At 69.4% G+C, this 16381-nt stretch carries 14 protein-coding genes; 10 read left to right on the top strand and 4 right to left on the bottom strand.

The window, feature by feature from the left end; genetic code table 11:
- Positions 1 to 15: 15 nt before the first annotated feature.
- The 8 genes from O1Q03_RS11240 (at position 16) to O1Q03_RS11205 (ending at position 9933) form a co-directional block, all read left to right on the top strand.
- Positions 16 to 459, top strand: a complete 444-nt coding sequence (locus tag O1Q03_RS11240; protein WP_269503460.1) for a low molecular weight protein-tyrosine-phosphatase — start codon at positions 16 to 18, stop codon at positions 457 to 459.
- The gene (locus O1Q03_RS11235) at positions 453 to 1631 is read left to right on the top strand and encodes a polysaccharide biosynthesis/export family protein (RefSeq protein WP_269503459.1); all 1179 of its coding nucleotides are present in this window, start codon (positions 453 to 455) and stop codon (positions 1629 to 1631) included. The genes O1Q03_RS11240 and O1Q03_RS11235 overlap by 7 nt, the downstream gene beginning before the upstream one ends.
- A 50-nt stretch (positions 1632 to 1681) precedes the next feature.
- A complete protein-coding gene (locus tag O1Q03_RS11230) occupies positions 1682 to 3907 on the top strand; it encodes a polysaccharide biosynthesis tyrosine autokinase (protein WP_269503458.1) in 2226 nt (741 codons plus the stop codon).
- Positions 3908 to 3969: 62 nt separating this feature from the next.
- Positions 3970 to 4929 carry a glycosyltransferase family 2 protein gene (locus O1Q03_RS11225; protein ID WP_269503457.1) on the top strand — a complete coding sequence of 320 codons (960 nt, stop codon included), beginning with the start codon at positions 3970 to 3972 and terminating at the stop codon, positions 4927 to 4929.
- Between the two features lie 43 nt (positions 4930 to 4972).
- Positions 4973 to 6109: a glycosyltransferase family 4 protein gene (locus tag O1Q03_RS11220; RefSeq protein ID WP_269503455.1), complete on the top strand. Its 1137-nt coding sequence runs from the start codon at positions 4973 to 4975 to the stop codon at positions 6107 to 6109.
- Between the two features lie 10 nt (positions 6110 to 6119).
- Complete coding sequence (locus O1Q03_RS11215; RefSeq protein WP_269503454.1) at positions 6120 to 7586, top strand: O-antigen ligase family protein; 1467 nt, start codon at positions 6120 to 6122, stop codon at positions 7584 to 7586.
- Positions 7583 to 8767 (top strand): glycosyltransferase family 4 protein, encoded by a 1185-nt coding sequence (locus O1Q03_RS11210; RefSeq protein WP_269503453.1) that lies wholly within the window; start codon positions 7583 to 7585, stop codon positions 8765 to 8767. The genes O1Q03_RS11215 and O1Q03_RS11210 overlap by 4 nt, the downstream gene beginning before the upstream one ends.
- On the top strand, positions 8767 to 9933 hold the full coding sequence (locus tag O1Q03_RS11205) for a glycosyltransferase family 4 protein (RefSeq protein ID WP_269503452.1): 1167 nt from the start codon (positions 8767 to 8769) through the stop codon (positions 9931 to 9933). The genes O1Q03_RS11210 and O1Q03_RS11205 overlap by 1 nt, the downstream gene beginning before the upstream one ends.
- Before the next feature lie 30 nt (positions 9934 to 9963).
- Here O1Q03_RS11205 and O1Q03_RS11200 read toward each other — a convergent pair whose 3' ends face one another.
- The gene (locus O1Q03_RS11200) at positions 9964 to 11217 is read right to left on the bottom strand and encodes an MFS transporter (protein ID WP_269503451.1); all 1254 of its coding nucleotides are present in this window, start codon (positions 11215 to 11217) and stop codon (positions 9964 to 9966) included.
- A 157-nt stretch (positions 11218 to 11374) separates the two neighbouring features.
- Here O1Q03_RS11200 and O1Q03_RS11195 point away from each other — a divergent pair, with 157 nt between their 5' ends.
- Positions 11375 to 11845 (top strand): winged helix-turn-helix transcriptional regulator, encoded by a 471-nt coding sequence (locus tag O1Q03_RS11195; protein ID WP_269503450.1) that lies wholly within the window; start codon positions 11375 to 11377, stop codon positions 11843 to 11845.
- A 93-nt stretch (positions 11846 to 11938) separates the two neighbouring features.
- Here the strand turns inward: O1Q03_RS11195 and O1Q03_RS11190 are convergent, their stop codons facing one another.
- From O1Q03_RS11190 to O1Q03_RS11180, 3 genes are all read right to left on the bottom strand, one after another.
- A complete protein-coding gene (locus tag O1Q03_RS11190) occupies positions 11939 to 13396 on the bottom strand; it encodes an MFS transporter (protein WP_269503443.1) in 1458 nt (485 codons plus the stop codon).
- Between the two features lie 168 nt (positions 13397 to 13564).
- Positions 13565 to 14332 carry a helix-turn-helix transcriptional regulator gene (locus O1Q03_RS11185; RefSeq protein ID WP_269503441.1) on the bottom strand — a complete coding sequence of 256 codons (768 nt, stop codon included), beginning with the start codon at positions 14330 to 14332 and terminating at the stop codon, positions 13565 to 13567.
- A gap of 26 nt (positions 14333 to 14358) precedes the next feature.
- Entirely contained in the window at positions 14359 to 14700 is a 342-nt protein-coding gene (locus O1Q03_RS11180; protein WP_059450863.1) for an FKBP-type peptidyl-prolyl cis-trans isomerase, read from the bottom strand.
- A 571-nt stretch (positions 14701 to 15271) separates the two neighbouring features.
- Between O1Q03_RS11180 and O1Q03_RS11175 the strand changes: the two genes are divergently transcribed.
- On the top strand, positions 15272 to 16189 hold the full coding sequence (locus O1Q03_RS11175) for a metal-dependent hydrolase (RefSeq protein WP_269503436.1): 918 nt from the start codon (positions 15272 to 15274) through the stop codon (positions 16187 to 16189).
- The last annotated feature ends 192 nt before the right edge of the window (positions 16190 to 16381 follow it).

Genomic DNA, 16381 nt, shown 5'->3' with positions numbered 1-16381 from the left:
CGAATCGAGACGCCCATGTTCCGGAACATCCTGATCGTCTGTCACGCGAACGTCTGCCGCAGCCCGGCAGCGGAAATGCTGTTCAAGTCGCATGCGGCGTCGCGCGGCGGCCCGCGCGTGACGTTCCATTCGGCCGGCGTCCGTGCGAACGACGGCGACGGCATCGATCCGGTGATGCGGAAATTGCTCGCCGAGCGCGGCGTCGATGCGACGACGCACCGCTCGCGGCGGCTGTCGCGCCGCATCGTGCGCGACGCCGACCTGATTCTCGTCAGCGAGCGCGAACAGATCAAGGCCGTCGAATCGGTCGATCCGTTCGCGCGCGGCAAGGTCCACTTGCTCGGCAAGTGGGAGGACGCCGAAATCGCCGATCCGCATGGCGGCCCCGAGGCCGACTATCGCGAGAGCTACTCATTGATCGAACGCCTGGTTCAAGGATGGCTGCAAAAACTATGCTGAAACGTCCCCTGCGCCCGCTGGCGCTCGCCGTCGCAATGACGACCTTCCTGTCGGCCTGCGCGAGCGCGCCCGGCAACTATCTCGACTCGTCGAACCTGAAGGACGAAGGCCGGCAAGGTCAGGCCGAAACCTATCCGGTTCATTACATCGACGCGAAGCTGGTGATGGATCAGCTGCAGAAGCAGCAGGTCGAGCACCCGCTGCCGCCGGGCCGCTTTACGGATCCGTCGCAGTACGTGTACCGCGTCGGCCCGCAGGACATCCTCGGCGTCACGGTGTGGGATCACCCCGAGCTGACGACGCCGCAGGGCCAGTCGTTCTCGAGCGGCGGCAACACGACGCAGTCGGTGGCCGGCGCGCTGCAGCAGCCGTATACGACCGCGCTGCCGGGGCAGGCCGATCCGTACGGCCAGACGGTCGCCGCCGACGGCACGATCTTCTTCCCGTTCGTCGGCCGCATACATGTGGCGGGCAAGACGGTCGCGCAGATCCGCGACGAGATGGCATCGACCCTCGCGCGCTACGTGAAGAATCCGCAGCTCGACGTGCGCGTGCTGTCGTTCCGCAGCCAGAAGGTGCAGGTGACGGGCGAGGTGAAGCAGCCGGGCCCGCTCGCCGTGAGCGACGTGCCGCTGACGCTGGTCGACGCGATCTCGCGCTCGGGCGGCTCGACCAACGAGGCCGACCTGCAGCGCGTGCGCCTGACGCGCGACGGCAAGCTCTACACGCTCGACGCGAACGGCGTGCTCGATCGCGGCGAGGTGAAGCAGAACGTGATGCTGCAGCCGGGCGACATCGTCAACGTGCCGGACCGCAGCGACAGCCGCGTGTTCATCATGGGCGAGGTCAAGACGCCGGTCACCGTGCCGATGCTCAAGGGCAAGCTGACCATCGCCGACGCGCTGACCGCGGGCGGCGGCATCCTCGACACCGATGCGAACCCGCGCAAGATCTACGTGATGCGCGGCATGCGTGACAACCCGACGAAGCCGGAAGTCTTCCGTCTCGACATGACGCAGCCGGATGCGCTGATGCTGTCGAGCCGCTTCCCGCTGCAGCCGCTCGACGTCGTGTACGTCAGCACGGCGAGCTCGGTGCAGTTCAACCGCGTGCTGCAGCAGGTGCTGCCGACGATCCAGACGATCTTCTACATGCGGCAAATCACGCGCTGATAGCCCGCCGGGGCGGCGCCCGCCCCCCGGCACCACTCAAGCGGGAACGAATGGTGAACACGCAAGCGAAACACTCCTACGCGGATCTGACCGCGAAAACCGAGGAAGAGGATTTCGTCCTCGGCCAGTTGCTCCAGGTGATCATGGACGACATCTGGCTGCTGCTCGGCATCGCGGTGACGGTCATCGCGCTCGCCGGCCTCTACTGCTACGTCGCGAAGCCGGTGTACCAGGCCGACGTGCACGTGCGGGTCGAGGGCAACGACAACACGACGCAGGCGCTCACGCAGACCCAGACGGGCGCGATGATCAACAGCGGTCCGCAGCAGGCGCCGACCGATGCGGAAATCGAGATCATCAAGAGCCGCGGCGTCGTCGCGCCGGTCGTCGAGCAGTTCAAGCTGAACTTCTCGGTCGTGCCGAAGACGATGCCGCTCATCGGCAGCCTCGCCGCGCGCATGGCGACGCCGGGCGTCCCGGCGCGGCCGTGGCTCGGGCTGAAGTCGTACGCGTGGGGCGGCGAAGTGGCCGACATCGACACGATCAACGTCGTGCCCGCGCTCGAAGGCAAGAAGCTGACGCTGACGGCCGGCCCGGACGGCACTTATACGCTGGTCGACGAACACGGCAACCGGCTGCTGTCGGGCCGCACCGGCGAATCGGAGCAGGGCGGCGGCGTGACGCTGCTGGTGCAGAAGCTGGTCGCGCGGCCGGGCACGCAGTTCACGGTGGTCCGCTACAACGATCTCGACGCGATCACCGGTTTCCAGTCCGGCATCCAGGTGAGCGAGCAGGGCAAGCAGACGGGCGTCGTGCAGATCTCGCTCGAAGGCAAGGACCCGGACCAGACCGCCGCGATCGCGAACGCGCTCGCGCAGTCGTACCTGAACCAGCACGTGATCGCGAAGCAGGCCGAAGCGACCAAGATGCTCGCTTTCCTGAAGGGCGAGGAGCCGCGCCTGAAGGCCGACCTCGAACGCGCGGAAGCGGCGCTCACGCAGTACCAGCGCACGTCCGGCTCGATCAACGCGAGCGACGAGGCGAAGGTCTACCTCGAAGGCAGCGTGCAGTACGAACAGCAGATCGCCGCGCAGCGCCTGCAGCTTGCGTCGCTCGCGCAGCGCTTCACCGATTCGCACCCGATGGTGATCGCCGCGAAGCAGCAGCTCGCCGAACTGCAGGGCGAGAAGGACAAGTTCAGCAACCGCTTCCGCAGCCTGCCGGCGACCGAAGTGAAGGCCGTCCAGCTCCAGCGTGACGCAAAGGTCGCCGAGGACATCTACGTGCTGCTGCTGAACCGCGTGCAGGAGCTGTCGGTGCAGAAGGCCGGCACGGGCGGCAACATCCACCTCGTCGATTCGGCGCTGCGTCCGGGCGATCCGGTCAAGCCGAAGAAGGTGCTGATCCTGTCGGCCGCGGTGTTCCTCGGGCTGATCCTCGGCACCGGCGTGGTGTTCCTGCGCCGCAACCTGTTCCAGGGCATCGAGGATCCCGACCGCATCGAGCGCACGTTCAACCTGCCGCTGTACGGGCTCGTGCCGCAAAGCGCCGAGCAGGTGAAGCTCGACGCGGCGGCGGAGAAGGGCGGCGGCCGCGCGCGGCCGATCCTCGCGAGCCTGCGTCCGAAGGACATGAGCGTCGAAAGCATGCGCAGCCTGCGCACCGCGATGCAGTTCGCGATGATGGACGCGCAGAACCGCGTGATCGTGCTGACCGGCCCGACGCCCGGTATCGGCAAGAGCTTCCTGACGGTCAACCTCGCGGTGCTGCTCGCGCATTCGGGCAAGCGCGTGCTGCTGATCGACGCCGACATGCGCCGCGGGATGCTCGACCGCCATTTCGGCCTCACCGCGCAGCCGGGCCTGTCCGAGCTGCTGAGCGACCAGTCGCCGCTCGAGGACGCCGTGCGCGAGACGCCGGTGCAGGGCCTGTCGTTCATCGCGGCCGGCACGCGTCCGCCGAACCCGTCGGAGCTGCTGATGTCGGCGCGCCTGCCGCAATACCTCGAAGGGCTCGGCAAGCGCTACGACGTCGTGCTGATCGATTCGCCGCCGGTGCTGGCGGTGACCGACGCGACCATCATCGGCCGCATGGCCGGCTCGACGTTCCTCGTGCTGCGCTCGGGCATGCACACCGAAGGCGAGATCGCCGACGCGATCAAGCGCCTGCGCACCGCGGGCGTCGATCTGGAAGGCGGGATCTTCAACGGCGTGCCGCCAAAGGCGCGCGGCTACGGCCGCGGCTATGCGGCCGTGCATGAATACCTGAGCGCGTGACCCCGTTGCGCGAAACCGGGCCGGCGCCATGCGCGCCCGCCCGGCCGACTGGAGAATCTTCGATGAAAATTTCCGTGCTCGTTCCGACCTACCGGCGCCCTGCCGACCTCGCGCGCTGCCTGCTGGCGCTGCAGCGGCAGCAGCGGCTGCCCGACGAGGTGATCGTCGTCGCGCGCCCGGAGGACGACGCCACGCACGAACGGCTCGCCGATCCGGCCGTCGGCGGCGCGCTGCCGCTGCGGATCGTGCCGGTCGACGTGCCGGGCCAGGTCGCCGCGCTGAACAAGGGGCTCGACTCGGCGAACGGCGACATCATCGCGATCACCGACGACGATGCGGCGCCGCGCGCCGACTGGCTCGCGCGTGTCGAAGCCGTGTTCGATCGCGATCCGCGCGTCGGCGCGGTCGGCGGACGCGACTGGGTCCATGAGAAAGGCCGCGTGCTCGACGAATCGCGCGAGCTCGTCGGCCAGCTCACGCTGTCCGGCAAGATCGTCGGCAACCATCACCTCGGCGTCGGCGGCGCGCGCGAAGTCGACATGCTGAAAGGCGCGAACATGAGCTATCGCCGCGCGGCGATCGAGCGGCTGCGCTTCGACACGCGGCTGCGCGGCGCCGGCGCGCAGGTGCACAACGACATGGCGTTCAGCATGCGCGTGCAGCGCGACGGCTGGAAGCTCGTCTACGACCCGGCGATCGCGGTCGATCATTACCCGGCCGAGCGCTTCGACGACGACCGGCGCGATGCCGCATCGCTGAACGCGATCAGCAACGGCGCGTACAACCTGCATCTGATCCTGCGCGAGCATCTGCCGCCGCTGCGGCGCGAGATCGCGTGGTGGTGGTGGACGCTGGTCGGTACGCGCGTCTATCCCGGCTTCGCGCACGTGCTGCTGGCGCTGCCGACCGCCCGGCGCGAGCGTGTGCGCGAGCACTGGCGCGCGGTGCGCCGCGGCGCCCGCGATGCGCGCCGCGCGAACCTTGCCCCCCACCGCGCGGCGATGCCGCCGGTGACGTCTTGAACGGGCCGCGCGCATCGCGCACGGCCACACCCGGAGGGCTTGCATGACTTCAACCAAGGTTCACGTCCACCTGTTTTACGGCGCCGATCCGCGTACCTACCGGCAAGGCGAGAACATCGGCTGCCTGTACGGTTATCACCACGCGGAGTCCGACGAATTCCGGCTCACCTATTCGCAGGACCGGCGCGAGGGCCGCATCGCGAGCCTCGCGCGCCGCGGCCTGAAGGCGGCGCTCGGCTTCGACGTCGTGCATGCATGGCGCAATCGCGCCGCACTGCTGAACACCGACGTGATCTGGACGCACACCGAGCAGGAACACCTCGCCGCCGCGCTGATCCTGAAGCTGGCCGGCGCGCAGGGCAAGCGCCCGCTGCTGCTCGCGCAGAGCGTGTGGCTGTTCGACAAGTGGGGTACCTTCGGCGGCCCGCGCCGCTGGCTGTACCGCAAGCTGCTCGCGCGCGCCGACGCGCTGACCACGCTCGCCCGCGACAACGCGGAGCTGTGCCGCCGCTACCTCGGGCGCGAGGCCGAGTTCGTCTATTACGGACTGAACACGCAGGATTTCCCGCTCACCGACCCGCAACAATGGCAGCCGAACCGGCCGCTGCGGATCGCGGCGATCGGCAACGACCGCGATCGCGACTGGCGCACCTTCCTCGCCGCGTTCGGCGGCGACGAACGCTACGACGTGCGGCTCGCGACGCGCCGCCGCGTGCCGCGCGACTGGCATGCGCCGAACGTGCGGATCGGCTCGGCGTCGGGGCTCGCGAAGCAGCACGAGCTGTACGCATGGGCCGACGTGATCGTCGTGCCGCTGCGGCCGAACTTCCACGCATCGGGTATCACCGTGATGCTCGAGGCGGCGGCCGTCGGCAAGCCGATGATCGTGTCCGACGTCGGCGGGCTCAGCGACTACTTCCCGCACGACACGGCTGCATACGTGCCGCCGTTCGACGCGCAGGCGATGCGCGAGGCTGCCGACCGCTTCGTGGCCGACCCGGCCGCCGCGCTCCAGTGCGCACGCGCCGCGGCGACGTGCCTGCGCGAGCGCGACCTGACCACGCAGGCGTTCGCCGAACAGCACGTGCGGATCACGCGCGACATGCTGCGCCGCCGGCGCACGCCGGCCGCCGCGGGCGTCGCGATGCCGCTCGCGGATTCGCGTCCTTCGTCGCAGTGAGTACGGATCGATGAGCACGATTGCCGCCGAACGCGCCCCGTCGCGCACCCGCAGCTGGTTCGCCGAGCCGAGGCACTGGGCCGGACAGGCCGGGCTGTGGACGCTGACGGCCGCGCTGATCGCCATTCACCAGGGCAAGGTACTGACGCTCGCGTTTCCGGTGCTGGCCATCGTGGTCGGCCTCTGGCTCTATTTCAAGAGCCCGGCGCGCTACGTCGGCTTCATGTGGTGGGTGTGGTTCCTGAGCCCCGAGGTGCGGCGCCTGGCCGACTGGTCGAAGGGCGCGTTCACGCCGACGAGCCTGATCCAGGTCGCGCCGCTCGCGGTGACGATGATCGCCGGCCTCGGGTTGTTGCGGCACTACCGCGTGCTCGCGCAGCGGCGTGGCATTCCGGTGCTGCTGATCCTGTTCGGGCTCACGTATGCGTATCTCGTCGGAATCGTGTCGAGCGGCGTGATGGCCGCGACCTACGACCTCGCGAACTGGGTGTACCCGGTGCTGATCGGCTTCCACATCATGGTCAACGCGCGCGACTATCCCGAGTACCGCGACGTGCTGCTGTCCACCTTCATGTGGGGCATGCTCGTGATGGGCGTGTACGGTGTCGTCCAGTACTTCGTGATGCCGCAGTGGGACGTGCTGTGGATGATCGGCTCGGACATGGGCTCGCAGGGCGAGCCGGTGCCGTACGGCGTGCGCGTGTTCAGCACGATGAACTCGTCGGGGCCGTTCGCGTTCGCGATCATGGGCGCGCTGGTGTTCGTGTTCGCGGCGCCGCAGAAGGTCCGCTGGGTCGCCGGCGCCGCCGGCTTCGTGTCGTTCGCGCTGTGTCTCGTGCGCTCGACCTGGGGCGGCTGGGTGATCGCGCTCGCGATCCAGCTCGTGCAGTCGAGCAACCGCGTGCGGATGCGGATCCTGATCAGCGGCGTCGTGCTGGTCGGGCTGTGCGTGCCGCTCCTGACCGTCGGGCCGGTGGCCGACCGGCTCGGTGCGCGCCTGCAGTCCATCACGAACCTGAAGGACGACCGCAGCTACGACGACCGCAACAAGTTCTACGCGACCTTCGCGCAGACGGCGTTCACCGACGTCGCCGGCGAAGGGATGGGCGCGACCGGTGCGTCGACCAAGCTGTCGAGCGACAGCGGCGAGCTCGGCAAGTACGGCAGCTTCGACAGCGGCGTGATGAACGTGCCGTTCGTGCTCGGCTGGCCCGGCACGCTGCTGTATCTGGCGGGCGTCGTGATGCTGTTCGGCCGCACGCTGCGCGCGGCGTTCAAGCTGCGCCAGGACAAGTTCGTCGGCGCATGCCTGAGCCTGTGCCTGTCGACGTTCGCGATGCTCGTGTTCACGAACTCGCTGATCGGCACGGGCGGCCTGCTGATGTTCACGGCCATTTTTTCCATACTATCCGCGGCGCACTGGCAGAAGGCGCAGCGCCTGCCGGCCGCCGCGCGTTCACGGGGAGGCGACCATTGAGGATCGCGATCGTCACGCACGTCGTGCGTCATAACGATGGGCAGGGCCGCGTCAATTATGAAATCGCGCGCGCGGCGCTGGCCGAACACTACGAAGTCACGCTGGTCGCGTCGCACGTCGCGCCCGAGTTGCTGGCCGACCCGCGCGTACGCTGGGTGCCGATGAAGGTCGGGCGCTTCTGGCCGTCGAATCTCGTCAAGCAGCAGGTGTTCGCACTGAAGAGCGCGTGGTGGCTGCGCGCGCATCGCGGCGAATACGACGTGCTGCACGTGAACGGCTTCATCTCGTGGATCCGCGCCGACGTGAATACCGCGCACTTCGTGCACGGCGGCTGGTTCAAGAGTCCGTACTACCCGTTCGGGCTGACGAAGGGGCTGTGGTCGGCCTACCAGTACGTCTATACGCGCGTGAACACCGCGCTGGAGCGCTGGGCATACCGCCGCTCGCGCGCGATCACCGCGGTGTCGCAGAAGGTCGCCGACGAGATCGCCGGGCTCGGCATCGACAGCCGCAAGATCAGCGTGATCTACAACGGCGTCGACGGCAGCGCGTTCGCGGGCGCGCAGGCCGATCGCGCGGCGTTCGCGCTGCCGGACGACGCGTTCCTGCTGCTGTTCGTCGGCGATCTGCGCACGCCGCGCAAGAACCTCGGCACCGTGCTGAAGGCGCTGACGAAGCTGCCCGCGAACGTGCATCTGGCAGTGGCCGGCTATCTGCCCGGCAGCCCGTATCCGGAAGAGGCGCGCGCGCTCGGCATCGCGTCGCGCGTGCATTTCCTCGGGCTCGTGAAAAACATGCCGACGCTGATGCGCTCGGTCGACGCGTACGTGTTTCCTTCGCGCTACGAAGCGATGAGCCTGTCGTTGCTGGAGGCGATGGCGGCCGGGCTGCCGGTCGTCACCGCGCGCACCGCGGGCGGCGCGGAAATCATCACGCGCGACTGCGGAATCGTGCTGGAGGATCCGGACGATCCCGACGCGCTCGCGCAGGCGATCGGCTCGCTCGCCGCGTCGCGCGACACCTGCCGCGCAATGGGCGACGCCGCCCGCGAATTGATGACCCGTTTCGGCTGGGCCCACATGGGCGCCCAGTACGTCGCGCTTTACCGGCGCATCGGCCAACCCTCGCAGCCGTCCGCGTTCGAGCGGGTCGAGCATGCGGTCACGCAGGAGCAGTCGTAATGTCTCTTTCTTCCCGGCCGATCAAATCGTTGCAAATCGGCATGCACTGGTTCCCCGAACGCGCGGGCGGCCTCGACCGGATGTACTACTCGCTCGTCGGCGCGCTGCCGGGTGCGGGCGTCGAGGTACGCGGGCTCGTCGCCGGCTCGCCGAAGGTCGCCGACGACACGGGCGGCGCGATCCAGGGCTTCGGCCCCGCATCGCAGCCGCTCGCGCGCCGGATGCTCGCCGCGCGCCGCGCGCTGCGCGACGAAATCCGCAGCGCGCGGCCCGACGTGATCTCGTCGCACTTCGCGCTGTACACGTTCCCCGGCCTCGACGTGACGCGCGGGATTCCGCAGGTGTCGCACTTCCAGGGGCCGTGGGCGGACGAAAGCCAGGTCGAGGGCGCCGCATCGCTCGGGCAGCGCGCGAAGCGCTATCTCGAACAGGCCGTCTACACGCGCTCGTCGCGGCTGATCGTGCTGTCGCAGGCATTCGGCCAGATCCTGACGAACCGCTACGGGATCGATCCGTCGCGCGTGCGCGTGATTCCCGGCTGCGTCGATACCGCGCAGTTCGACACGCCGCTCACGCCGGTCGAGGCGCGCCACAAGCTGCAATTGCCGCAGGACCGGCCGATCGTGCTGGCCGTGCGCCGGCTCGTGCGGCGCATGGGGCTGGAGGATCTGGTCGACGCGATCGGCATGGTCAAGCGCCGCCATCCCGACGTGCTGCTGCTGATCGCCGGCAAGGGCAAGCTCGCCGAGGAGCTGCAGCAACGCATCGATGCGGCCGGGCTGCAGGACAACGTGAAGCTGCTCGGCTTCGTGCCCGACCAGCATCTCGCCGCGCTGTACCGCGCGGCCACCGTCAGCGTCGTGCCGACCGTCGCGCTCGAGGGCTTCGGGCTGATCACGGTCGAATCGCTCGCATCCGGCACGCCCGTGCTGGTCACGCCGGTCGGCGGGCTGCCCGAGGCGGTCGCCGGGTTGTCCGACGATCTCGTGCTGCCGTCCACCGGCGCCGATGCGATCGCCGAAGGGCTCGGCGCCGCGCTGTCGGGCGCGATCAAGCTGCCGGACGAAGCCGCATGCAAGCGTTATGCACGCGATCACTTCGACAATGCGGTGATCGCACGCCGCGTCGCCGGCGTGTACGACGAGGCGATCCAGATGGCGGGGTGAGCGCACGCGGCGCGGGTGTGCGCACGCGCATCATGCACGCGTTCGCGTCGCCGCCCAGACGACGAGCGAGATCACGCTGACCGCCGCGCCAAGCCCGCAGACGCCGATCCATCCGGCGCGCGCATACATCATCGTCGACGCGATCGCGCCGAGCCCGCTGCCGACCGAATAGAACAGCATGTAGCAGCCGACCAGCCGCGCATGCGCATCGGGCCGCGCGCCGAGAATCATGCTCTGGTTCACGACGTGGACGGCCTGTCCGCCGACGTCGAGCAGCACGATGCCGGCCACCAGCAGCGCGATCGACGTGTCGCCGAACGCCAGCGGCAGCCACGAGAGCGCGAGCAGCGCGAGCGCGGCGCCGGTCGTCGCTTCGCCGCGCCCGCGATCGGCGAGCCGGCCCGCGCGTGCCGCCGCTGCCGCGCCCAGCGCGCCGACGAGCCCGAATGCGCCGATTTGCGTATGCGACATCGAATGCGGCGGGGCGCTCAGCGGCAGCACGAGCGCGCTCCAGAAGATGCTGAACGCGGCGAACATCAGTAGCGCGATCGAACCGCGCCCGCGCAGCACGCGCTCGGTGCGCAACAGCATCATCATCGAACCGAGCAGCGCCGCGTAGCCGATGCGTCCGCGCGGCGCATCGGTATCGGGCAACAGCCGCGACAGCGCGACGAGCATCGCGACCGCGAGCGCGCCCGACACGAGATAGACCGCGCGCCATCCGGCGATGTCCGTGACGACACCCGCCAATGAACGCGCGGCCAGCAAGCCGATCACGACGCCGCCCTGCGCGGCGCCCACCACGCGCCCGCGCTCGCCCGCGCCGGCCAGTGCGGCCGAGCAGGCGATCAGCCCCTGCGTCATCGCGGTGCCGAGCAGCCCGACCGCCACCATTCCCGCGAGCAGTGCGATGCGTGTCGACGATGCGGCCACGCCGATGCACGCCGCCGTCAACAGCAATAGCTGAACGGCGATCAGGCGCTTGCGGTTCAGCAGATCGCCGAGCGGCACGACGAACAGCAGCGCGAGCGCGCAGCCGAGCTGCGTCGCGGTGATGACGCCGCCGACTGCCGCCTGCGACACGCCGAAGTCGCGCGCGATCGAATCGAGCAGCGGTTGCGCGTAGTACACGTTCGCGACGCTCGCCGCGCAGCAGACGGCGAGCAGCGCGACCAGCGCCGTGGACACGCTCGACGCGGTGGACGCGCGTGCGCCGTCGGCCGGACGATCCGCGCCCGATGCCGCGTTCACCGCGACGGAGCCTGAATGGCAGGACGATTCCATGGCTTTTCCCTTGCGCTATGTAGTTGCAATTTGAAACTAGAATGGAGTGTAGGAAAAGTAGTTTTAAAATGCAACTTGTGAAGCGACGGGCGACGGGCCCGTCGCATGGCCGGCCGGTGCCTGAGAAGGCGACCGGGTGCGACAGCGGAGAGGAACCATGGCCAGGCAGAAAAGTCTTGCGGATTCGCCGTGCCCGGTGGCGCGGGCGACCGATATCGTCGGCGATCGGTGGGCGTTGCTGATCGTGCGCGATGCGTTCGACGGCGTGCGCCGGTTCGGCGATTTCCGCACGAGCCTCGGCGTCGCGAGCAACATCCTGTCGGACCGGCTGCGGATGCTGGTGGATGCCGGCGTATTCGACGTGGTGCCCGCGTCGGATGGCAGCGCGTATCAGGAATACGTGCTGACGAAGAAGGGCGAGGGGCTGTTCCCGATCATCGTGATGCTGCGCCAGTGGGGCGAGGCGAACTTGTTTGCGCGCGGCGAGCCGCATTCGGTGCTGGTCGACCGCAAGACGGGCCGCGCGATCCGCAAGCTCGCGCTGCGGCACGGCGATGGGCGGCCGGTGAAGGCGGCGGAGACGATGGTGCGGAAGGTGGGGGACGACGAGGGCGCGGCGCGCGGATGAGCGCCCGTTCATCGGGCGGTGCAAGCGCCGCGCTGGGGCCGTCGCACGGTGTCGTCGGGCAACACGCGCGCCGATGGCGATCGATCGTTTCGCTCAATCGGCTGCGGATGCCGCCCGGCGTGCGCCCGATGTGTCGCGATGCGCATCGGCCCTGACCAACATCGCGAGTAACGCCGCCGCAACCAGCAGTCCGGCCGACACGGCGGTTTCGGCATGCAGGCCCTCGACGGTCTGCCACGCGCCGCCGCCGCCCGCGAGCGCGCCGAATGCGGCCACGCCCATCGCGCCGCCGGCCTGCCGTGCGGTGTTCAGCACGGCCGACGCGATACCGGCACGTTCCTGCTCGACCGACGCGAGCACGGCCGTCGTCATCGACGGCACGGCGAAGCCCATGCCGGCCGGAATCAGCAGGAACGGCACGAGCAGCAGCGGCAGCGGCGTCGACCCATCGACGAAATGCAGCGAGCCGTAGCCGAGCGCGGCGACGAGCGCCCCGACGAGCATCGGCACGCGCGGGCCGTGTCGCGCGACCGCGCGGCCGCTCGCGAGATTCGACAGCAGGAAGCCGCCCGTCAACGGCAGGAACGCGACGCCGGCCTGCAACGCCGATTCGCCGCGCACGCGCTGCAGATACAGCGCCAGCACGAACACGGTGCCGTAATACGTGAGGTTCACGCAGATCCCGAACAGCACGGCCGCGCTGAACGTGCGGCGGCGGAACAGCGACAGCGGCAGCATCGGCGTCGCGGTACGCGACTCGATCGCGACGAAGGCGAGCGCGGTCAGCACCGCGACCGCGAAACCGCCGGCGACGACCGGATGCGTGAAGCCGAGCGGCCGCCATTCGATCACGGCGGCGGTGAGCGCGGTGAGCATCGCGATCGCGACGAGTTGGCCGCGCAGATCGAGCGCGCTTGCGGCGCGTGCGGGCATTGCCGGAATCGCCGGTGCCGCCGCGGCGCGCCGCTCGGGCACCCATGCGAACGTGGCCGCGAGCCCGGCCGCGCACAGCGGCAGGTTCACGAAAAAGATGCCGCGCCAGCCCCACGCCGCGATCAGCAGGCCGCCGACGACCGGGCCGGCCGCGATCGAGATCGAGCCGGCCGCCGTCCACCAGCCGACGGCGCGTGCACGCACGCGCGGATCGTGCCGGCATGCGTCGTTGAGCAGCGCGAGCGAATTCGGCAGCATCGCCGCCGCGCCGACGCCCTGCAGCGCGCGGGCCGCGATCAGCATCGCGGGCGCGACGGCGGCGCCGCACGCAAGCGACGCGAGCGCGAACAGCACGAGGCCTCCGACGTACAGCCGGCGCGCGCCGAAGCGGTCGCCGAGCGCACCGGCCGACAGCATCAGCACCGCGAACGCGAGCGTGTACGCATCGACGACCCACTGCAGCCCGGCGACCGGCAGATGCAGGTCGCCGGCCAGGTGCGCGAGCGCGATGTTGACGATCGTCACGTCGAGCTGCGTGACGACGAAGCCGACGCTGACGGTCGCGACGATGCGCGTGAGCGCGGGCGAGAAGGCGGGGGAAACGGTGGTCTTGTCCATGAACCCATCGTAGGGCGCGATGGGCTGCGATGTTTCAGGCAGGCGTGAAGCGTCGATGCTGCGTGGTGCCGACGCAATCCGATCGCTTGATGAGCAGGCCTCCGAACTGTCTGTCTCGCGATCTGAAAGCGTGACGGTGGAGAAGGCTGTCCGGCCCGCGGGATCCGCTCAGTGCCGTTCGCCGCGCCAGCGCCCGGGCGCGACGCCGAAGCGCTTCGTGAATGCGTGCGTGAAGGCGCTCTGATCGGCGAAGCCGACCATGCCGGCGACGTCGACGAGCGGATGACGGCCGTCGGCGAGCAGCACCACGGCCGTGTCGAGCCGCAGCCGCTGCAGGTAGCGATGCGGCGTTTCGCCAAACGCGTCGACGAACAATTGGTGAAAGCGGCGCATCCCGTAGCCGCAGTGCGCGGCGAGATCGGCAATGCGCAGCGGCTCCGCGAGCCGCGCGCGCAGCCAGCGGTCGATTCGCGCGAAATCGAGGCCTGCGGCGGGCGCGGCCACGCCGGCCTCGCCGAGCAGCGCGTCGCACAGCCGCGCGGCCGCCTGCCACTGGAAACGATGCGTGTGCGGCGCGTCGCCGCCCGGCTCGTCGAGCTGGGCAGCGACTGCCGCGACCTGCGCGACGAGCGAGGTCAGCGCCGGGTCGATCGCCACGGCGCGCGCGCTGTCGAACAACCGCTGCGGCACCGCGAGCGACGCGGCGGGGAGATCCAGCACGAGCTGGCGATTGTCGCCGAGGCCCGCGTAATCGTGGCGCGAGCCGGCCGGAATCAGCCAGGCCGCGTGCCGGTCGATGCGCTGGCCGACGCCGTCCACCGCCATCACCATCGCGCCGTCGACGCCGAGCACGACCTGATGAAAGTCGTGCACGTCGGACGCTTCGCACGTGTCGTAACGGCGCAGCGCGATGGCGGGAGACGGGATGCGTTGCATCGGCGGGACGTCGGCCGGCGGCGTCGTCAGACGTCGAGCAGTTCGACTTCGAACACGAGCGTCGCGTTCGGCGGAATCACGCCGCCTGCGCCGCGCGGGCCGTAGCCGAGTTGCGGCGGGATCGTCAGGCGACGCACGCCGCCGACCTTCATCCCCTGCACGCCTTCGTCCCAGCCCTTGATGACCATGCCGCCGCCGAGCACGAACGCGAACGGGTCGTTGCGGTCCTTGCTCGAGTCGAATTTCTGACCGTCGGTCAGCCAGCCCGTGTAGTGAACGCTGACGGTCTTGCCGGCTTGCGCTTCCGCGCCGGTGCCTTCGGTCAGGTCTTCGATTTTGAGGCCCGATGCGGTCGTGGTGACAGTCATGACTTCTCCTGAAAAGGGGTTGGGTAAAACCGCTATTGTAGGCGAGCGCGCAGGGGGCCGCCGCACGTGGCTCAGGCCCGGCTGCACGCCCGTCGTGACCGCGGCGGAGCGCGGTGCCCGAAACGCGAATGGAACGCGCGTTTGAATTTTTCACGAGCCGAATGAATGCGGTTGCATCGCCCGCGCTGCTCGAGCGTATGAATCGGTGCTAACCGGCCCGGTCGGCGGCGCCCCGCCTACCGCCGTGAAAACCGGTGAAACGCCCGTTGGCCGGGGCTCGCCAAGCCGTCGCGAGCCGTAGTGACGACGCTCATCGGCAGCCCGCGAGCCGCCGCACGCGTTCGAATTTCCGCAGCGCCGGCCGAGATCGGAACGCCGTTTTCCGGGCGCGTTCGACAGCGTTCTGTTTGGAAGCGCGCGTCTATCGCGCGGCTTGCGCGCGCTGGCGGCCGCGGCCTATCGTTACATCTATCGATGTCACGATTCCGGCGCCGCGCGATGCGGCGCCGAGGCCCGCGCCGGCACGGCCGCAACGGATGCCGGGCCGCCGAAAACAAGGAGAACGACCAACATGAAGTCAGCCGCTTCCGCCACCGCAGCCGAGGTGATGCCGGTGCGCCGCGACCTGCGCTTCGACCTGCCGGTCGAACGCGCGAAGGACTGGCATGGGCTCGGCCCGCACGTGACCCACTTCTTCAACGCGCTGTCGCTGCTGTTTCCGGCCGGCGAACGTTTTTTCATGGATTCGGTGCGCAACTATCGCGACCGGATCGACGATCCCGTGCTGAAGCGGCAGGTGCTCGGCTTCATCGGCCAGGAAGCGATGCACACGCGCGAGCACGTCGAATACAACGAACTGATGCAGGCCAACCGGCTGCCGGCGCGCAAGCTCGACAAGCGCGTGTGGGCGGTGCTCGGCGTCATGAAGCGCGTGCTGCCGCGGTCGGTGCAACTCGCGCATACGGTCGCGGCCGAACACTACACGGCGATGCTCGCGGACTGGCTCCTGCGCGACCCGACGCGTCTCGACGGCTCGGTCGACGGCTATCGGCAGATGTGGATATGGCACGCGCTCGAGGAAACCGAGCACAAGGCCGTGTCGTACGACGTGTGGAATGCCGTGATGAAGCCGGGCGCGGGCCGCTATCTGATCCGCGTCGGCGTGTATCTGCTGACGACGCTGACGTTCTGGCCGACCGTATTCCTGATGCACGTGACGCTGTTGTGGCGCGACCGTCGCGCCGGGCATCACGTGCGCGGGATGCTGCGCATGCTCGCATTCCTGTACGGGCCGCGGCGCGGGCTCTTTCCGCGCATCGCGGGCGAATGGCTGAGCTTCCTGCGGCCGGCTTTCCACCCGTGGGACCATGACAACCGCCATCATCTCGCGCGTGTCGACGCGCTCGTCGCCGCGTACGGCGATCACGACCACGCCCCGGCCGGCCGCGGCCGTGCGAACGCGCCGACGGCGCTCGCATCGGGCCGCTGACGCTGCCGCGGGTATGCCCTATGGTGGCGTGTTGCATTCATGCATCAACGCGCGTCGTCTGACGATTGACCGGCATCAAGCGGAAACGGTTGCGCGGGCGGGTGGCCGCGGGCTTCCGCCGGTCGCGCCGCTACCCGGCGGCGGCCTGATGCCGCGTGCGCGACCGGCCGCTCGCGCCGGTGCGCCAGCACC

This window comes from Burkholderia sp. IMCC1007, from assembly GCF_027257875.1.
Classification (GTDB): Bacteria; Pseudomonadota; Gammaproteobacteria; order Burkholderiales; family Burkholderiaceae; genus Burkholderia.
Note: the sequence above shows the minus strand (reverse complement) of the source record. Positions and strands in the feature narration are given on the sequence as shown.

What these genes read in the sequence shown, in the direction of transcription:
- O1Q03_RS11175 (WP_269503436.1), top strand. Translation starts at nt 15,272, where the DNA reads ATGAAGTCAGCCGCTTCCGCCACCGCAGCCGAGGTGATGCCGGTGCGC.
- O1Q03_RS11220 (WP_269503455.1), top strand. Translation starts at nt 4,973, where the DNA reads ATGACTTCAACCAAGGTTCACGTCCACCTGTTTTACGGCGCCGATCCG.
- O1Q03_RS11200 (WP_269503451.1), bottom strand. Translation starts at nt 11,217, where the DNA reads ATGGAATCGTCCTGCCATTCAGGCTCCGTCGCGGTGAACGCGGCATCG.
- O1Q03_RS11230 (WP_269503458.1), top strand. Translation starts at nt 1,682, where the DNA reads ATGGTGAACACGCAAGCGAAACACTCCTACGCGGATCTGACCGCGAAA.
- O1Q03_RS11235 (WP_269503459.1), top strand. Translation starts at nt 453, where the DNA reads ATGCTGAAACGTCCCCTGCGCCCGCTGGCGCTCGCCGTCGCAATGACG.
- O1Q03_RS11240 (WP_269503460.1), top strand. Translation starts at nt 16, where the DNA reads ATGTTCCGGAACATCCTGATCGTCTGTCACGCGAACGTCTGCCGCAGC.
- O1Q03_RS11215 (WP_269503454.1), top strand. Translation starts at nt 6,120, where the DNA reads ATGAGCACGATTGCCGCCGAACGCGCCCCGTCGCGCACCCGCAGCTGG.
- O1Q03_RS11205 (WP_269503452.1), top strand. Translation starts at nt 8,767, where the DNA reads ATGTCTCTTTCTTCCCGGCCGATCAAATCGTTGCAAATCGGCATGCAC.
- O1Q03_RS11185 (WP_269503441.1), bottom strand. Translation starts at nt 14,332, where the DNA reads ATGCAACGCATCCCGTCTCCCGCCATCGCGCTGCGCCGTTACGACACG.
- O1Q03_RS11180 (WP_059450863.1), bottom strand. Translation starts at nt 14,700, where the DNA reads ATGACTGTCACCACGACCGCATCGGGCCTCAAAATCGAAGACCTGACC.
- O1Q03_RS11225 (WP_269503457.1), top strand. Translation starts at nt 3,970, where the DNA reads ATGAAAATTTCCGTGCTCGTTCCGACCTACCGGCGCCCTGCCGACCTC.
- O1Q03_RS11190 (WP_269503443.1), bottom strand. Translation starts at nt 13,396, where the DNA reads ATGGACAAGACCACCGTTTCCCCCGCCTTCTCGCCCGCGCTCACGCGC.
- O1Q03_RS11195 (WP_269503450.1), top strand. Translation starts at nt 11,375, where the DNA reads ATGGCCAGGCAGAAAAGTCTTGCGGATTCGCCGTGCCCGGTGGCGCGG.